20 protein-coding genes are annotated in these 15,555 nt (G+C 33.1%); 10 read left to right on the top strand and 10 right to left on the bottom strand.

What is annotated here, in order from left to right:
- Positions 1-5: 5 nt before the first annotated feature.
- The gene (gene smpB, locus FT986_RS13735; RefSeq protein ID WP_111541050.1) at positions 6-464 is read right to left on the bottom strand and encodes an SsrA-binding protein SmpB; all 459 of its coding nucleotides are present in this window, start codon (positions 462-464) and stop codon (positions 6-8) included.
- 147 nt (positions 465-611) lie between these two features.
- Between smpB and FT986_RS13740 the strand changes: the two genes are divergently transcribed.
- Entirely contained in the window at positions 612-1,421 is an 810-nt protein-coding gene (locus FT986_RS13740; protein ID WP_147865544.1) for a DUF6503 family protein, read from the top strand.
- Here the strand turns inward: FT986_RS13740 and FT986_RS13745 are convergent.
- Together FT986_RS13745 and FT986_RS13750 are read right to left on the bottom strand one after the other, a co-directional pair.
- The gene (locus tag FT986_RS13745) at positions 1,418-1,966 is read right to left on the bottom strand and encodes a phosphoglycerate mutase family protein (protein ID WP_147865545.1); all 549 of its coding nucleotides are present in this window, start codon (positions 1,964-1,966) and stop codon (positions 1,418-1,420) included. The two genes, FT986_RS13740 and FT986_RS13745, sit on opposite strands and share 4 nt — an antisense overlap.
- Before the next feature lie 4 nt (positions 1,967-1,970).
- On the bottom strand, positions 1,971-3,092 hold the full coding sequence (locus FT986_RS13750; RefSeq protein ID WP_147865546.1) for an esterase-like activity of phytase family protein: 1,122 nt from the start codon (positions 3,090-3,092) through the stop codon (positions 1,971-1,973).
- 92 nt (positions 3,093-3,184) lie between these two features.
- On the opposite strand from FT986_RS13750, the gene FT986_RS13755 reads away from it, so the two are divergent.
- Positions 3,185-3,370 carry a CsbD family protein gene (locus FT986_RS13755; RefSeq protein WP_111541053.1) on the top strand — a complete coding sequence of 62 codons (186 nt, stop codon included), beginning with the start codon at positions 3,185-3,187 and terminating at the stop codon, positions 3,368-3,370.
- A gap of 69 nt (positions 3,371-3,439) precedes the next feature.
- Here the strand turns inward: FT986_RS13755 and FT986_RS13760 are convergent, their stop codons facing one another.
- From FT986_RS13760 to FT986_RS13770, 3 genes are read right to left on the bottom strand one after another with little or no spacing between them, the layout of a single operon-like run.
- Entirely contained in the window at positions 3,440-4,522 is a 1,083-nt protein-coding gene (locus FT986_RS13760) for a peptidylprolyl isomerase (protein WP_147865547.1), read from the bottom strand.
- A 6-nt stretch (positions 4,523-4,528) separates the two neighbouring features.
- Positions 4,529-5,098, bottom strand: a complete 570-nt coding sequence (gldI, locus tag FT986_RS13765; RefSeq protein ID WP_255505981.1) for a gliding motility-associated peptidyl-prolyl isomerase GldI — start codon at positions 5,096-5,098, stop codon at positions 4,529-4,531.
- Complete coding sequence (locus FT986_RS13770; RefSeq protein WP_147865548.1) at positions 5,073-6,101, bottom strand: bifunctional oligoribonuclease/PAP phosphatase NrnA; 1,029 nt, start codon at positions 6,099-6,101, stop codon at positions 5,073-5,075. Before FT986_RS13770 ends, gldI begins: the two co-directional genes overlap by 26 nt.
- 183 nt (positions 6,102-6,284) lie before the next feature.
- Between FT986_RS13770 and FT986_RS13775 the strand changes: the two genes are divergently transcribed.
- Positions 6,285-6,704 carry a nucleoside-diphosphate kinase gene (locus tag FT986_RS13775; protein WP_147865549.1) on the top strand — a complete coding sequence of 140 codons (420 nt, stop codon included), beginning with the start codon at positions 6,285-6,287 and terminating at the stop codon, positions 6,702-6,704.
- A gap of 64 nt (positions 6,705-6,768) precedes the next feature.
- On the opposite strand, the gene FT986_RS13780 is transcribed toward FT986_RS13775, so the two are convergent.
- Genes FT986_RS13780 through FT986_RS13790 form a run of 3 tightly spaced genes read right to left on the bottom strand, consistent with a single transcriptional unit; the run spans position 6,769 to position 8,562 of the window.
- Entirely contained in the window at positions 6,769-7,065 is a 297-nt protein-coding gene (locus tag FT986_RS13780) for a DUF721 domain-containing protein (protein ID WP_111541058.1), read from the bottom strand.
- A complete protein-coding gene (locus tag FT986_RS13785; protein ID WP_147865550.1) occupies positions 7,049-7,477 on the bottom strand; it encodes a lipocalin family protein in 429 nt (142 codons plus the stop codon). The genes FT986_RS13780 and FT986_RS13785 overlap by 17 nt, the downstream gene beginning before the upstream one ends.
- Before the next feature lie 2 nt (positions 7,478-7,479).
- On the bottom strand, positions 7,480-8,562 hold the full coding sequence (locus tag FT986_RS13790; RefSeq protein WP_111541060.1) for a DNA replication/repair protein RecF: 1,083 nt from the start codon (positions 8,560-8,562) through the stop codon (positions 7,480-7,482).
- 143 nt (positions 8,563-8,705) lie between these two features.
- Between FT986_RS13790 and FT986_RS13795 the strand changes: the two genes are divergently transcribed.
- From FT986_RS13795 to FT986_RS13825, 7 genes are all read left to right on the top strand, one after another.
- Positions 8,706-9,488 (top strand): tetratricopeptide repeat protein, encoded by a 783-nt coding sequence (locus FT986_RS13795; protein ID WP_147865551.1) that lies wholly within the window; start codon positions 8,706-8,708, stop codon positions 9,486-9,488.
- 3 nt (positions 9,489-9,491) lie between these two features.
- Positions 9,492-9,998, top strand: a complete 507-nt coding sequence (gene ribH / locus FT986_RS13800) for a 6,7-dimethyl-8-ribityllumazine synthase (RefSeq protein WP_147865552.1) — start codon at positions 9,492-9,494, stop codon at positions 9,996-9,998.
- 86 nt (positions 9,999-10,084) lie between these two features.
- Positions 10,085-10,369, top strand: a complete 285-nt coding sequence (locus FT986_RS13805) for a riboflavin synthase subunit beta (RefSeq protein ID WP_111541063.1) — start codon at positions 10,085-10,087, stop codon at positions 10,367-10,369.
- A gap of 3 nt (positions 10,370-10,372) precedes the next feature.
- Positions 10,373-12,232, top strand: a complete 1,860-nt coding sequence (gene mutL, locus FT986_RS13810; RefSeq protein WP_147865553.1) for a DNA mismatch repair endonuclease MutL — start codon at positions 10,373-10,375, stop codon at positions 12,230-12,232.
- On the top strand, positions 12,233-12,979 hold the full coding sequence (locus tag FT986_RS13815; protein WP_111541065.1) for a rhomboid family intramembrane serine protease: 747 nt from the start codon (positions 12,233-12,235) through the stop codon (positions 12,977-12,979).
- Positions 12,979-13,872: a rhomboid family intramembrane serine protease gene (locus tag FT986_RS13820; protein ID WP_147865554.1), complete on the top strand. Its 894-nt coding sequence runs from the start codon at positions 12,979-12,981 to the stop codon at positions 13,870-13,872. Before FT986_RS13815 ends, FT986_RS13820 begins: the two co-directional genes overlap by 1 nt.
- A 6-nt stretch (positions 13,873-13,878) precedes the next feature.
- Positions 13,879-14,907 carry an endonuclease/exonuclease/phosphatase family protein gene (locus FT986_RS13825; RefSeq protein WP_147865555.1) on the top strand — a complete coding sequence of 343 codons (1,029 nt, stop codon included), beginning with the start codon at positions 13,879-13,881 and terminating at the stop codon, positions 14,905-14,907.
- A gap of 7 nt (positions 14,908-14,914) precedes the next feature.
- On the opposite strand, the gene FT986_RS13830 is transcribed toward FT986_RS13825, so the two are convergent.
- Positions 14,915-15,544, bottom strand: coding sequence for a WbqC family protein (locus tag FT986_RS13830; protein ID WP_147865556.1), 630 nt, complete (start codon positions 15,542-15,544; stop codon positions 14,915-14,917).
- Positions 15,545-15,555 lie beyond the last annotated feature (11 nt).

Here is a 15,555-nt window from a genome sequence, read left to right on the forward strand (position 1 = left end):
GGTGTTTAGTTATACTCTTTTTTAATTCGATCTAAGCGTCGTTTACTTTCTCTGTCCTTAATCGTTTCTCGTTTGTCGTGCGTTTTCTTACCCTTACAAAGTGCAATAGATAGTTTTGCAAAACCTCTATCGTTAATAAATAGACGAAGTGGAATAATAGTTAAACCCGTTGAGGTCACTTGCTTTTCTAACTTTCGTAATTCATTCTTATTAAGTAGTAATTTGCGTTCACTTTTAGGAGCGTGGTTAAAATGCGTGGCGTGAGAATACTCTTCTACATGCATATTAATCACAAATAACTCCCCGTTATGAAATTCACAAAAGCTTTCGGCAATTCCTGCTTTCCCAGCTCTTATAGACTTAATTTCGGTACCCGCTAATTTAATCCCGGCAGTAAACTTATCGAGAATTTCGTATTGAAACTTAGCTTTCCTATTTTTTATATTGATGTTGTTTTTACTCATAGCAATCGCTAAAATAGGAAGCTTTTTTTAAATAAACATACGCTATTGACTTAAAGACCTCTTAAAATTAAAATTGTTACAACTTTAACGACTTAAAATTACCCCTATAACGAAGTTGTGTATATTTGCAATAAAATTAAACACTCCATGAAATACGCATATATTTTCATTTTTTTTATTGTATTGATAGCTTGTAAAAATGAAACTAAAGAGTCTCCTGTCAAAGAGAAAGTAGAGAATAAAGAACTTACAGAAGAAAGTGTATCTAAAGCTCAAAGCGTTTTGAACAAAGTAATAGAGCAAGCAGGAGGAGAAAAGTATGAGACTTCGGCTATAGAATTTCGCTTTCGCGGAAAAGAATACGTAAGTGTTCGTAATTGTGGAATGTACGAACTTCAAAGGAATCAAATTAGTAAAACTGGCGACACGATAAAAGATGTAGTTTCTAATATGGGTTTTGAAAGATTTGTGAATCGAAAAAAACAAAATCTGCCAGATTCTTTATCAAATAAATATAGTAATGCTGTAAACTCTGTTCATTATTTTGCTCAACTTCCCTTTGGTTTAAATGACCCTGCTGTTAAAAAAACTTATTTAGATACAGTGAAAATCAATCACACTGCATATTATAAAATAAAAGTACAGTTTACTGAAGAAGGAGGAGGGGACGACCATGATGATGTCTATATGTATTGGGTTAACCAAGAGAAAAATACCATAGATTATCTAGCTTACTCTTTTGAAGTTAATGGAGGAGGAATGCGTTTTAGAAAAGCAATTAATCCTAGAATCATTAACGGAATTCGCTTTGTAGATTATGAAAACTATGCTCCCAAAGAAGCTAATCTAAATGTGAAAGATTTAGATAAGGCTTATGAAAATGATAACCTTAAAAAAGTGTCAGAGATCATTAACGAAGATATTCAAGTGGTATTAGGTAAAGAAAAGTGTAATTAAAGCGGATGCCGAGTTAACTTACTTTTTTTCTTTCCGTTTTTTGAAACTACGACTTTATAAAGGTTACTATTGTTATTGTCATTAATATCTTTATACTTTGTTTCACCTAAAATAAGGTTGACGAATTTTGGAGTTGTATCGCTGTGGCCTACTACTAAAACCGTCTTTCCTTGAGTTTCTTTCTGAAAATTAATATCATTCAATTTTTCTACAGGATATAATTTAACCTCTTGCGAGAATAGATTTGCCGTAGGAGTGGCAGTTTGTATCGTACGCTTAAAATCGCTACTGTACACTAAATCAATATTTTTGTCCTTTAATACTTTAGCCCAATTTTCGGCTCTTTGCTGTCCTTTTTCGGTTAATGAGGGATCTTTAGAATCCGTAGAGCGGTCTTTTTCTGCGTGTCTTATGAAATAGTATATGGTTTGAGTTGCGCTTTCTTTTGCTTCCGCGGAAGCGATATTAGCTTCTTTAGTTGAAGAAGGTTTTTGCTCTTTACAAGCAAAAAAGAGAGTAAGTAAAAGAATAAATGAATATTTCATAACGCTATTTTTTTATAATCTCGAACCACAAAAGCTGATTGAGTTGTGGCATAAAACTATTAAAGTTATTATCTGCGATTAAAAGTAAAGTTTTATTTCCGTTTTCTAAAGTAGGACCGTAACAAAAACCTTCTAAATTGTCAATACTTTTACTAGGGAGTTGATCTCTAATATCATCTAAATCTAAAACTAGATTCTTTTCTACGTGTTGCTTTCGTAGTTTTCTAAGCGATTCTTTTTCTAAAGTGTTAGTATTATGATGTAACACATATTCATAAATGACCACACGATGAGACTTTTTTCCTTTACCGGCAGAAAAAGCTCTTTCTAATACCAAAACCCTATTTTTTGCTAATGCCATTATGCTGGTTAAACCATTAAGAGAAAAAGGAACATTAGGTATTTTTTTTATTCTTCCTAGTGGATAAGAAAATTGTTGTTGAGGTTTTGTATTTTCAAAATCATAATAAGTAAATCGTACTAGAGATTTTGTTTGGTAAAGTTTAGGCTTAGGACCATCGGCTTTTAAAGGAAGTTCATTAGCTACCCAAAATCCTTTTTGATCTGTACTTACTGTAATTGCTTCAAAAACTCCATTATTTCTTGGTCGTGAAGAACTATTGGCTGTAAAGTGAGACGGAATTTCATATTTTCTTACAAATTTTCCTTTCTCATTAAACTGAATAATTGAAGGATCTTTCTTATTATCAATATTTCCTTCGCTAACTATTATATACTCCTTATTTGTGGGATGGATAATCAAATCTTCTGTGTCTAAAAATACCTTACGAAGTAGTGGATTATTTTTATCTAATAAAATTACCTCATTAAAACTAAGACTATCAATTTGCTTAGCGGAAGTAAATAAATGTGCTTCGTAAATTCTTGGAGTTTGAGGGTCGTCGCTAATTAAATAATACGCATTATTATTCTGTTGAATGCCTGATAGACCTCCTATTGCGGTATTTTCTAATTGAGAATCTGCAGGTATAATATACTCATCTAAAAGTTGAAGCTTTAGGGAAGGGGTTTTACTTGGTGGTAAAGAGGCACAACTGGTTAGAAGAAAGAGGGTGGTAAAAAATAAAATATAAGCTAATTTTCCTTTAGAATTGTTAAATAACATACTGTTAAGATAATGATAGGAGTTTGTTGGGACAAACTGAATTGATTAAGCTTTAAATTTATTGTATTATAAACCACGAAAAAACTTAAGTTATGAACAATCAAGAATTAGAAGGAAAATGGAACCAAGTAAAAGGAGATTTTAAGCAGAAGTACGGTAAAGTAACCGACGATGATGCTACTTACTCTGAAGGGAAGTTTGATGAAATGTTAGGTAGATTACAAGAAAAAACTGGTAAGACAAAAGAAGCATTGCGCGACGAGATTGAAAAATGGTAAAACCAAATTGCTATGAAAAAGGAAAAGCCTCATTTTTAAATGAGGCTTTTTTTATATTCTAATTAGAGATTATTCAGCTCCAATCCCTACTAATTCTACATCAAAAAGTAAAATAGAATTTGGAGGAATAGGACCATTTCCTCTTTCTCCATATCCTAAGTAAGGAGGTATGATAAGCTTTGCTTTTTCACCAACTTTTAATAAACGAATTCCTTCGTCCCAACCTGGAATAACTTTTCCTACGCCTACAGGAAATACTAAAGGCTGATCTCTATCATAAGAAGAATCAAATTTAGTGCCATCTGTTAACATACCTGTATAATGTACTCTTACTGTTTGTCCACGTTCTGGAGTAGCACCAGATTTTTTGCTTTTAGTAATTTTATAACGCAATCCGCTTTCAGTTTTAGCATAACCTTCAGACATGTTATTAATTTCGTTATCAATTACTTCTTTAGCTTTTGCTTTTTCCGCTTCAGCTTTTTCTTGAGCTATCTTCTCAGCTTTTTCAGCTTCTTTTAATTGCGTGTCAAATACTTTTGGAGCATCGAAAGACTGAGCATCACTACCTTTTCTAACAATGTTCACTTCATTCATTACTACAGGATCTACTGGTTTATCTCCAGCTTGGGTTTTTACTTGTCCTATAGAGTCAACGATGTCTTGTCCTACAACAATTTTACCAAAAACAGTATGTCTATTATCTAAATGCTTAGTAGGAGCAAGGGTAATGAAAAACTGACTTCCGTTAGTTCCAGGTCCCGCATTAGCCATAGAAAGTATTCCTTTGCTTTCGTGTTTTAAGCTTTCGTCAAATTCATCTGGAAACTTGTAACCAGGTCCTCCAGCTCCAGTTCCATCAGGATCTCCCCCTTGAATCATAAATCCGCTGATGATACGGTGAAACGTTAAACCGTTATAATACTTTTTACCTTTGTAAGTAGTATCGGCCATATCTTGTTTTCCTTCAGCTAAAGCTACAAAGTTAGCTACCGTAAGCGGAGTTTTGTCATAATACAATTCGGCTACAAAAGTTCCTTGGTTTGTTACAAATTCTGCGTACATACCGTCTTCCAAATCTGGATATTTGTCGTTGCAAGCGAACAAACTAAGGCTTGTAATTAATAAGAGTAGTAAAGTTTGTTTTTTCATTTTTATTTAAGGTTTGTATTGATTTTTTTCTAAAGTAATTGAATTTAATGTGATGGTAGAACGTATAGGCACGTTTCTTCCAATTTTATCTAAATCGCCATAATAACCAAATGCTTTATGAGAAGGGAAAAGAAAAGTAACTGTTTCTCCTACTTTCATCAATTTTAAGCCTTGGCGTAAGCCGTTAAATACATTTTCTTTATCAATTACATATTCTCTTTTTCCTATTTCTTGTTTGGTGTAAATAGGATTCCCTTCGAGTGTAGAAATATTATACTCAAATTCTACAAGATCTCCAAAATGCGGAGTGAGGGTGTCTTCAATATTTTGATCTTGATAATAGTACCAAAAACCATTAGATGAAGAGATGTAATTATTAGTAGTATCGATTTTTATAATGTCCGATATTATTTTTTCTTCTTGAGCGACTAATTTTTTATTCCGCTTGACGGATTCTTGTATGAAAGATCCCGATTTAGAAGCGACAGGTTTTCTGGCTTCGGGTGTTTTGCAAGCAAAAGCGCAAAGCAGTACTAAAATAAGGTATAAACTATTCTTCCCCATGTTCCAATTCATTTTTATAGTTATTTAAAATACGCTCAAAAGAAGCTGTAGTTTCATTTAAAGATAAATCGCTTTTTCCTCCAGCAGCATTAATATGTCCTCCACCTTCAAAATGTTCTCTCGCGAACTTATTTACATCAAAGTCTCCTTTAGAACGTAATGAGATTTTAACAATACGATCCTGCTTATTTTCAATAAATATAGCGGCAAAAATAATACCTTTTATAGATAAACTGTAATTTACAAAACCTTCAGTATCTCCTTTTTTAAATTGATGAGTGTCTAGCTCTTCTTGTGAGATTGTTATGTAGGCAGTTTTTAACTCTGGTAATACCTTCATATTACTAAGAGCTACACCCAACAACTGTATTCTGTTAGTAGAATTGGTATCGTAAACCATTTGATGAATTCTAGAGTTATCGGCGCCTTTATCTATTAAATTAGCGATAACTCTATGGGTGGTACTTGTAGTAGATGCAAATCTAAATGAACCGGTATCGGTCATTATCCCAACATACAAACAAGTAGCGATTTCTTTCGTTACCTTATGAGTATCCTCCAGCATTTCTAAAAAATGATATACCATTTGGCAGGTCGAAGAAATGCTAGTATCACTATAGGTGAATTTAGCGTAATCTGCAGGTGCTTGATGATGATCTATCATCACATAAGTAGTATCGGTTTTATCTAAAACCTCCTGCATATCATTTCCAGTTCTAGAAAAATGATTAAAGTCTAAGGTGAAAATAAGATCGGCATCTGCGATAAGCTGCTTGGCCTTTTCAGTATTTTCAGTAAATAAAATCATTTCATTTACACCTGGCATCCATTTTAAAAAATCGGGAAAATCATTAGGAGCTACAACTGTAGCATCGTGACCTTCTTGTTTTAAATAGTGTTGTAAAGCCAGTGTAGAACCAATAGCATCTCCGTCAGGGTTTCTATGAGGTATGATAACCGTCTTTTTAGGTTGGGAGAGTAGTGCTTTTAATTCGGCTACTTTTTCATTTTCCATAGGGGTAAATATACAATTTCTTTGGATTTTGAAGGGAATTGACCTATAAATTTAAGCTAACTCAGCCTGCGGTGTTTTCTTTTCCGTCAAGCGGAAATTATTACAAGAATGTTTAAAATAGGGTTAAGACTTGTATATCACATATAAAAAGGTATTTTTGCACCAAAATTAAAAAAAAATAACATGGCAGAAAATAGAACTTTCACTATGATTAAGCCTGATGCGGTAGAAAATGGCCACATTGGAGCAATATTAGAACAAATCAACTCTTCTGGTTTTAGAATCGTAGCGTTAAAATTAACGCAAATGACTAAAGCTGATGCTGAACAATTTTACGCTGTTCACAATGAGCGTCCATTCTTTGGAGAATTAGTTGAATTTATGACACGCGGACCTATTGTTGCGGCAATCTTAGAAAAAGAGAACGCTGTTGAAGACTTTAGAACTTTAATCGGAGCAACTAACCCAGAGGAAGCTGCTGAAGGAACCATTAGAAAAAAATATGCAACTTCTATAGGAGAAAATGCAGTTCACGGAAGTGATAGCGATGAAAATGCTGCTATTGAAGGAGCTTTTCATTTTGCAGGTAGAGAAATGTTCTAAACATTTTTATAAGATATAAAAAAGGCTGTCTAAAATAGACAGCCTTTTTTTGTTTTCTATATTCTTACCTCAATACCAATTTATCAACCAGCTCTTCACCTAATTCTTCGTTCATCATTTTGATGATTTTAGATTTTCCGTAACTTAATTCTTCCCTCAAAACAGAAGAGCTTAATGCTACGAAAAGCGTTTTGCCTTTGAGCTCTATTTGAGTAGTGTATTTCGCTATGGCAGGTCCCATTTGGGCATTCCAAACATCCTTAACATTTACTTTATTTAAGCCTTTTTCTAATTTGTTTTTTTTGACAAATGCTTTAAGTACGTCACTTATATTTTGCTCTTCATTATTTCTCGCCATCAGTAATATATCCTTTAAAATTTTTATAGGTGTAGGTGATTCCGTGTTCGTTTTTTACGACTAGTTCTTCTTCGGTTAACCGAATTAAATATTCTTTCCATTGATCTTGTGAAGTCTCATAATAAATAAAAATGCTGTCATTCTCTTCCTTTACGGAAACTTTTTCTTTTGCTCCGTTGGTTTTATAACTACCATCAAATTGAGGCTGCATTTTTTGTCGGAAGCCTTTTAGATTTTCTAAATAGAAATAATCTACATGTTCATTAAAATTAAACTCCTTTTCATTGCCATTTTCCTCTTTTACTTTGCTTATTTCCCAGTAACCATTAAGTTGATCAATTTGAGAAAGATCTGGTGTAGAGTTGCAAGAGATAAGTAAAAAACTAATCGATAATATTAAAAATAGGTTTCTCATAATTAAGATAAATGAATCATTTGATATTCTTTTGCGTGGGTTTTTACCACATTTTCTGTCCTGTCAGCGTGCGTATCGCTTATAAAAAGCTGACCTAGATCGTCTTGAGTTACTAGTTTAATAATCTGCGCTACACGCTCTTCATCTAGTTTGTCAAAAACATCATCTAATAACAAGATAGGATTTACTTTACTTTCTTGTTTTAGGAAATCATACTGAGCTAATTTTAAAGCGATTAAATATGATTTTTGTTGACCTTGAGAACCGAATTTTTTTACAGGATAACCTTTAATCTTTAAACTTAAATCGTCTTTATGGGTACCTGCGCTACTGTATTGTAGTTTAAGGTCTTTTTGAAGGTGTTCTTGAAATAATTCCGTTAAGGAAGTATCTGTCAACTGACTTTTATATTTAAGTTTTACTTTTTCTTTTCCGTCACTAATCGTTGCATAGCGTTCTTCAAAAATTGGAGTGAAAATTTCTAAGAAAGCTTTTCTTTTTTGATGAATACTTTCCGCCAAGGGTAATAATTGAAGGTTATATATTTCTAAAGTTTCCTTTTCAAAAACTCGATTTGCCGCAAAGTATTTGAGTAACGAGTTACGCTGAGAAAGAACTTTGTTATAATTAATTAGAGTGGTTAAATATTGTTTGTCACTTTGAGAAATGATGCCATCAATAAATTTACGTCTTACGTCACTCCCTTCCATAATTAAATCTCGATCTGCAGGAGAAATAATTACAACAGGGATTAAACCTATATGATCGCTAAATTTTTCATAGGCTTTTGCGTTTCTTTTAATGACCTTTTTTTGTCCTTTCTTAGCGCTGACAACTATTTTTTCATCTCTTTCACTTTTTTCAAACTCTCCATCAATGACAAAAAAGTCAGCTTTATGATTAATATTTTGACTGGTAACAGGGTTAAAATAGCTTTTTCCATAAGCTAAATGATAAATACTATCTAACACATTTGTTTTTCCTACTCCGTTAAATCCTACAAAGCAATTGATCTTTTCATTAAAACTGAAAGTAGTGTTTTCGAAATTCTTGTAATGGAGGAGAGATAATTTTTTTAAAATCATAAATGTTTTACAGTCTTCTTTAAATTGATTTTAGAAAGGCTAAAAATACAAATACAATGCCTAACAACTTCTTTAAAATAACAAATAATTCTCTTTTATATATGAATAAAAATTTTAATTTTGCGGTTCATTAACTAATTTTTATGGCAACATATAAGAAAAGGGGTTACAAGCCTAAAGCAACTAAAGAGAACGATGAGGTAGAAGACAACTTCAACGAAGAAGAATCTACAACCGCAGAAGTTTTCAATAACTTAGATGAAGGTGCTAACAAAACAGAAGAGTGGGTTGCAGGCAACCAAAAACCTATTCTTATTGCAATAGGAGTAGTAGTGGTAGCTGCATTAGCTTACTTAGGTTACTCTAGATTTGTAGAGCAACCAAAAGAATTTGAAGCTGCAGATGAAATTGCACAGTCTCAAATCTATTTTGAAAATGCTTTAGATGCTACTAATAAAGATCAAGATTCTTTATTTAATCTAGCGTTGAATGGAGGAAATGGAAAATACGGACTTTTAAAGGTAATTGATAATTACGGAGGAACTTCTTCTGGAAATCTTGCTCATTATTATGCAGGTGTAGCTTATTTAAACATTGGTAAATATAAAGAGGCTATAGATCAATTAGAAGATTTTAAAAGCGATGATGAAATTTTAGCTCCATTAGCTAAAGGAGCAATTGGTGATGCTTTTATGCAATTAAATCAGCCAGAAGAAGCTTTAGGTTACTATGAAAAAGCGGCTTCTATGAGAAAAAATAAATTCACAACTCCTAAGTTTTTAATGAAAGCAGCAATCACTGCTATTCAATTGAAAAAAGGAGCTGATGCAGAAAAGCACTTATCTAAAATTGAAGAAGAGTATAGCGATTCTCCAGAAGCTGAAAATGTACCAGTTTATTTAGGACAAGCACAAGGTTTACAATAATCTATGGCAACAGCAGGAAAAAACTTATCTGAATATAATAAAGACACTATCCCAAACGCGAAAGATTTTCGGTTTGGGATTGTTGTTTCAGAATGGAATAGTGATATTACTGAAGGATTGTTTCAAGGCGCTTTTGATGTTTTTATAGAGAATGAGGTCTTAAAAGAGAACATCGTTCGCTGGAATGTTCCTGGTAGCTTTGAGTTAATTTATGGTTGTAAAAAGATGCAAGAGTCTTTTGAAATGTTAGATGCCATAATTGCAGTAGGGAATGTCATACAAGGTGAAACTAAACATTTTGATTTTGTTTGCGATGGAGTAACTCAAGGAATTAAAGATTTAAATATCCAGTCTGATATTCCTGTAATCTTTTGCGTGTTAACCGATAATACCAAGCAACAATCTATAGATCGCTCTGGTGGTAAACACGGTAATAAAGGAGCTGAAGCAGCTGTAGCGGCAATTAAAATGGCTCAACTTAGAAAAGACGCCAAATTCTATAAAGGTTAATTTTTAAAACTTCTTTTCTTTAAAATTTAACCAGGCTTTCTCGGCATTGTTTTTGATTTTCCATAACTTTGAAGCAATAGGAAATCATGGGAATTTTAAAGCGACGTAAGAATAAGAAATTTAGCTATAGCCCTCGTTATTACAATGACGAAGGGAAAGGTAGTCCATATCAATTAGAACATAAATTTGATAAATTCCGTAAAACTGCGGGAGATGCCGGAGGTTTAGTTTATCGGTTTAAATCGGCTTGGTCTGAATTTAGAGATGAATCTGATAAACAAACCAATAGACGTGTGCTTTGGATTATACTTATTCTAGTGTTTATTTTTCTATTTATTATTGATTTTGATCTTTCTATTTTCTTTAGCTAATTCATGACAGATATTATTCAACTTTTACCAGATCATGTGGCCAACCAAATTGCTGCAGGAGAAGTCGTACAGCGTCCAGCTTCTGTAGTTAAAGAGTTGCTCGAGAATGCCATAGATGCTGGTTCTACAAGCATACAATTACTTATAAAAGACGCAGGTAAAACCCTCATTCAAGTTGCCGATAATGGTAAAGGAATGAGTGTTACCGATGCTCGTCTTTCTTTTGAACGTCACGCCACTTCTAAAATTAAATTGGCAGAAGATTTATTTCAGCTGCAAACTAAAGGGTTTAGAGGGGAAGCCTTAGCTTCTATCGCGGCGATTGCTCAAGTAGATTTAAAAACTAAGCAAGAAGAGGAAGAGGTAGGTACTCATATTCAAATAAAAGGTAGTGAGGTAGAGTCACAAGAAGCTTGTGTTACTCCTAAAGGAACGGTTATCCACGTTAAGAATTTATTTTACAATATTCCGGCAAGGAGAAATTTTTTAAAGTCTACCTCCGTAGAAACGCGCCATATTATAGACGAATTTCAGCGTGTGGCTTTGGCGCATCCTTCGATTGCTTTTAGAATGCATCATAATGGAAGCGAAATGTTCCAGCTTCCAGTAAGTAATCCGCGGCAGCGAATTGTAAATATTTTTGGGAGCAAAACCAATGAAAAGTTAGTGCCCGTAGAAGAAGATACTGAGATGGTGAAAGTAACTGGTTTTGTGGGTAAACCCGAATTTGCCAAGCGAACTCGTGGAGAACAATTTTTCTTTGTAAATGATCGTTATATTAAATCACCTTATTTAAACCATGCGGTAACCGCTGCTTTTGAAGGTTTACTGAAAGATAAAGCACATCCTTCTTATTTTTTATACTTACAGGTAGATCCTAAGAGTATAGACATCAATATTCATCCTACTAAAACCGAAATTAAATTTGATGATGAACATGCTTTATATGCTATCTTAAGAAGTGCGATTAAGCATAGTTTAGGTCAATTTAGTGTAGCTCCAGTATTAGATTTTAACAGAGATTCTAATCTAGATACTCCTTATGAATTTCAGCAAAAACAAGCTGAAACCCCTAAAGTGGAGGTGGATAGAGATTTTAATCCGTTTAAAGAGGTCAGCACAAGAAATTCTTCGGGTTCTTCTGTTGGATTTCAATCTAAAAGACAAAGCGCTCCACAAGAAAGTTGGGAGGCTTTATATACTGGTTTGAACGATCAAAATGATGAAAAAGATTTTTCTAAAGTAGAGTTTGAAAGTGATGTGGTGACGGGTCAACTTTTTGACTCTTCAGCTGTAGCAACATCTTCCACTACATTTCAATTACAAAAAAAATACATTATAAGTCCGTTTAAAAACGGAATGATACTTATTGATCAGCATAGGGCGCATTGTAGAATATTGTATGAAGATTTATTGAAAAGTATTACCGTAAAAGCAGCTGTAAGTCAGCAATTATTATTTCCGTTATCCTTACAACTCAACGCGCAAGAAACCCAAATGCTTCAGTATTTAAGGGAGTCATTAGAGCAAACTGGGTTCATTTTTTCAAAAATGGAAGAAGAAGAAATCGAGATTACTGGAATCCCAACTTTAATTCCAGAGAGTGAAGTCTCTATTTTATTAGATCAATTACTTTCTGATTTTGAAAATGAAATTCCCGAAAGTGGATTCCTACAAACCGATTTACTCGCAAAGTCATTGGCGAAAAGCATGGCGATAAAAGCAGGAACACAGTTGGATACCGTAGAGCAAATTGCGATCGTAAATGGTTTATTTGCTTGTAAAGAACCACAATTAACTCCGTCTAATAAAAAGATTTTTATAACGCTACAAGCGGAAGACATCGAGAAAAAATTCATGTAAATGGGAAATATAACCGAAACCGTAAAAGTTTTATTAATTGCTAATATTCTATTTTTTGTAGGGAGTCAGTTTTTGGGAGATTATGCTTATCAATTATTAGCATTGTGGTTTCCTGAAAATGAGAATTTTCAACTTTGGCAAATAGTAACACACATGTTTATGCATGGTGGTTTTTCCCATATTCTATTTAATATGTTTGCTTTATATATGTTTGGAAGTGTTTTAGAGCAAACATTAGGGCAACAACGTTTTTTATTCCTTTATTTTTCTGCAGGATTGGGAGCTGCAGGTTTACAAATTTTATTTAGCTATTGGAGTTTTAACTCTGCAATGCAAACCTATTTAGACGCTGGTTTGTCTTCGCAAGAAGTGTATGACATGCTTTCTCAATATAGTACAACGGGGAAAGTATATGCATCTATTCCGCGTGAAGCGACTCAACAATTAATATCTACTTATATGACTCCAATGGTAGGAGCCTCTGGAGCTATTTTTGGTGTTTTAGCTGCTTTTGCAGTAGTTTACCCAAATTTACCTTTATATTTAATGTTTGTACCTATTCCAATTAAAGCAAAATATTTAATTGGTGGTTATTTTGCTATAAATGTATATTCTGCTGTCACAGGCACCACTTTATTAGGTCCTTCTAATACCGCATATTGGGCTCATATAGGAGGGGCAATTATCGGCTTTATCACGATGTGGTATTGGAAAAAAAATAGTTTTAACTCAAATCGCTGGAATTAATGCGTTGGCAAGATCAATTACGTTACCGTTACAATATGGCTGGAGTTTTAGAGAAACTCATTGCTGTTAATGTAGTTGTGTTTATCGTTCAGTTTTTTCTGCAAACTCTAGGGTTTCTATTTAAAACTAAAATTAATTTTATTTTTGAATGGTTTAGTTTTCCAACCCATTTACAAACTTTGCTTTATAAACCGTGGAGTATTATTACGTATGCTTTTTTACACGGTGGTTTATTGCATTTGTTTTTTAATATGATGATTCTCTATTTTTCGGGAAGGTTATTTCTTACTTTTTTCTCTCCGAAGCGATTATTGAATTATTACTTCTTAGGTGCTATTAGTGGAGCATTGTTATTTGCCTTAAGCTATAATTTATTTCCTGCTTTTGCGGGAGTAGGAAACGTTCCTTTAGTAGGAGCATCGGCAGCAGTAACTGCGATCCTGGTAGGAGTAGCAACTCAAGCTCCTCATATGCAAGTGAGAATGATGTTTATAGGAAATATAAAATTATGGTGGATTGCTGCTTTCTTAGTGGTGGTAGATTTTATACAAATTCCTTTTGGAAATGCCGGAGGCCATATTGCTCATTTGGGTGGTGCTCTTTTGGGATATATGTATACTACACAGTTATCTAAAGGAAACGATATTGGTGCTTGGTCTCAAAAAATTACCGATACGATTGTAGGCTGGTTTCAACCTTCTAAGAAGAAACCATTTAAAAATGTATATAGAAATACTTCATCGGCTAAAAATAAAAAGGCCGCTTCTTCGTTTTCAAATCAAGAAGAAAAGCAAAAGAAAGTGGATTCTATTTTAGATAAGATAAGTAAAAACGGTTACGATAGTTTAACTAAAGCAGAAAAAGATTATCTTTTTAAAGCGGGGAAAGATTAATTGCCTATGAAAGGCTTAAACCTTATAGATAAACTTATTTTCATTGTAAACTCATTGTTTGCAACAGCTCTTTTATTAGCTTATCTATTGCCTTATATTCCTCCCAACACATTTCCGTTTTTATCGGTTTTAAGTTTAGGAATGCCTCTTTTGTTGATTATTAATTTTATCTTTTTTCTTTTTTGGGCTATTCGGTTTAAACGCCAAGTACTTCTTTCCTTTTTTATCTTACTTATTGGGATTAACCATATACTTTCTTTGTACAAATTCTCTAACGATCAGCTTCAAGCGGATACCAACGATGATAAGACTTTTAGTTTGATGACCTACAATGTTCGTCAGTTTAATCGTTACGATTGGATTAGAGATTTTAGTGTGACTAAAGAAATTATCACTTTCGTGGAAAAAGAAAATCCAGATATTTTATTGGTGCAAGAGTTTCATGCAAGAGAAGATGTTAACTTTAAAACCTACCCGCATAGTTATGTGAAGTTAGTAGGGGAAAATTCGACATCTGGGCAAGCGATTTATTCTAAATATCCTATTGTAAATAAAGGTTCATTAGATTTTCCAAAGACGGGAAATAATGCTATTTATGCTGATGTTCTTATTCACAAAGACACTATACGTATTTTTAATTTACATTTAGAAAGTTTGAAGATTAATCCAAAAGTAAAGGAGCTTCAAAATAATAGTGAGAAATTAATAGGTAGGGTAGGGAACTCTTTTAGAAAACAACAAAAGCAAACCGAAATGGTGTTAGCCAAGGTTGATGAAACTTCATATAAAAGCATCATCGCTGGCGATTTAAATAATAGTGCTTTTTCTTACGTATATCAAAAACTTTCTGAAAATTATACCGATGCCTTTAAAAACGCAGGAAGTGGTTTTGGGAAAACCTTTGACTTTGATTTTATCCCTTTACGAATTGATGTAATTTTAGCTGATAAACAGATTAAAGTAAAAAAATTGATCAATTACGATCAACAATTATCAGATCACTATCCTATTATGAGTGTGTTACAATTGAAGTAATCTCTGCCTATTTAATGCTTTGATTTTCGAGATACATTAAACTATTTGGACCTTCATTAAACAAAAGATCTAAAATAGATAAGTCTGGAATAAAACCTTTTTTACTATCAAAAACCTGTGTATAGGTTTCTAAGCTCAAAGTTTCTCTATTTTTAGCATTTATCAAATTCCTAGCATCAACAACATTTTCCTCGTTGCTATAATCATTTAAAAATACCTCTGTTTTTTCTATGGGTTTTTCTATTTGAAGGCAAGAAAGCAATACTTCTAAACAAGCATAATTAAAATCGAGCAAGTGGGTATAGGTTTTATCATAAAGAGGCTGTAATTCATCTTCATAGAACTCAAAAAAAGGAGAGGTTCTGTAAGCAGCTTCTAAAGAACGCCAATGAATCGTTTGCCAATTAAAATCGTTTTCAATTTTTATCTCTTTATATTTTTGACGCTTATCTTTAGAATGCTTGATAGGAATATTTAATAGAAGTTTTCCATTAGCACCATAGATGTATTGTCTACTTCGGTAGCTTTGTTTTTGATAATTATCTTCATTTTCAAAACAAATTTTTTCCGCTTTAGCGAAATAAACAAATTGCTCAATAGATCCGAAATAGGCGGGATGAAGGATTAACGTATTCATAAATTTAAAAA

The sequence above is a fragment of the Mesonia sp. K4-1 genome, assembly GCF_008017825.1.
Taxonomy (GTDB): domain Bacteria; phylum Bacteroidota; class Bacteroidia; order Flavobacteriales; family Flavobacteriaceae; genus Mesonia.

Excerpts from the sequence above, each read along its gene's own strand:
- FT986_RS13740 (WP_147865544.1), top strand. The coding sequence starts at position 612 with ATGAAATACGCATATATTTTCATTTTTTTTATTGTATTGATAGCTTGT.
- FT986_RS13825 (WP_147865555.1), top strand. The coding sequence starts at position 13,879 with ATGAAAGGCTTAAACCTTATAGATAAACTTATTTTCATTGTAAACTCA.
- FT986_RS13770 (WP_147865548.1), bottom strand. The coding sequence starts at position 6,101 with ATGGAAAATGAAAAAGTAGCCGAATTAAAAGCACTACTCTCCCAACCT.
- FT986_RS13745 (WP_147865545.1), bottom strand. The coding sequence starts at position 1,966 with ATGAAATATTCATTTATTCTTTTACTTACTCTCTTTTTTGCTTGTAAA.
- FT986_RS13795 (WP_147865551.1), top strand. The coding sequence starts at position 8,706 with ATGGCAACATATAAGAAAAGGGGTTACAAGCCTAAAGCAACTAAAGAG.
- ribH (WP_147865552.1), top strand. The coding sequence starts at position 9,492 with ATGGCAACAGCAGGAAAAAACTTATCTGAATATAATAAAGACACTATC.
- smpB (WP_111541050.1), bottom strand. The coding sequence starts at position 464 with ATGAGTAAAAACAACATCAATATAAAAAATAGGAAAGCTAAGTTTCAA.
- FT986_RS13820 (WP_147865554.1), top strand. The coding sequence starts at position 12,979 with ATGCGTTGGCAAGATCAATTACGTTACCGTTACAATATGGCTGGAGTT.
- FT986_RS13805 (WP_111541063.1), top strand. The coding sequence starts at position 10,085 with ATGGGAATTTTAAAGCGACGTAAGAATAAGAAATTTAGCTATAGCCCT.
- FT986_RS13785 (WP_147865550.1), bottom strand. The coding sequence starts at position 7,477 with ATGAGAAACCTATTTTTAATATTATCGATTAGTTTTTTACTTATCTCT.
- mutL (WP_147865553.1), top strand. The coding sequence starts at position 10,373 with ATGACAGATATTATTCAACTTTTACCAGATCATGTGGCCAACCAAATT.
- FT986_RS13755 (WP_111541053.1), top strand. The coding sequence starts at position 3,185 with ATGAACAATCAAGAATTAGAAGGAAAATGGAACCAAGTAAAAGGAGAT.
- FT986_RS13750 (WP_147865546.1), bottom strand. The coding sequence starts at position 3,092 with ATGTTATTTAACAATTCTAAAGGAAAATTAGCTTATATTTTATTTTTT.
- gldI (WP_255505981.1), bottom strand. The coding sequence starts at position 5,098 with ATGAATTGGAACATGGGGAAGAATAGTTTATACCTTATTTTAGTACTG.
- FT986_RS13830 (WP_147865556.1), bottom strand. The coding sequence starts at position 15,544 with ATGAATACGTTAATCCTTCATCCCGCCTATTTCGGATCTATTGAGCAA.
- FT986_RS13775 (WP_147865549.1), top strand. The coding sequence starts at position 6,285 with ATGGCAGAAAATAGAACTTTCACTATGATTAAGCCTGATGCGGTAGAA.
- FT986_RS13815 (WP_111541065.1), top strand. The coding sequence starts at position 12,233 with ATGGGAAATATAACCGAAACCGTAAAAGTTTTATTAATTGCTAATATT.
- FT986_RS13790 (WP_111541060.1), bottom strand. The coding sequence starts at position 8,562 with ATGATTTTAAAAAAATTATCTCTCCTCCATTACAAGAATTTCGAAAAC.
- FT986_RS13760 (WP_147865547.1), bottom strand. The coding sequence starts at position 4,522 with ATGAAAAAACAAACTTTACTACTCTTATTAATTACAAGCCTTAGTTTG.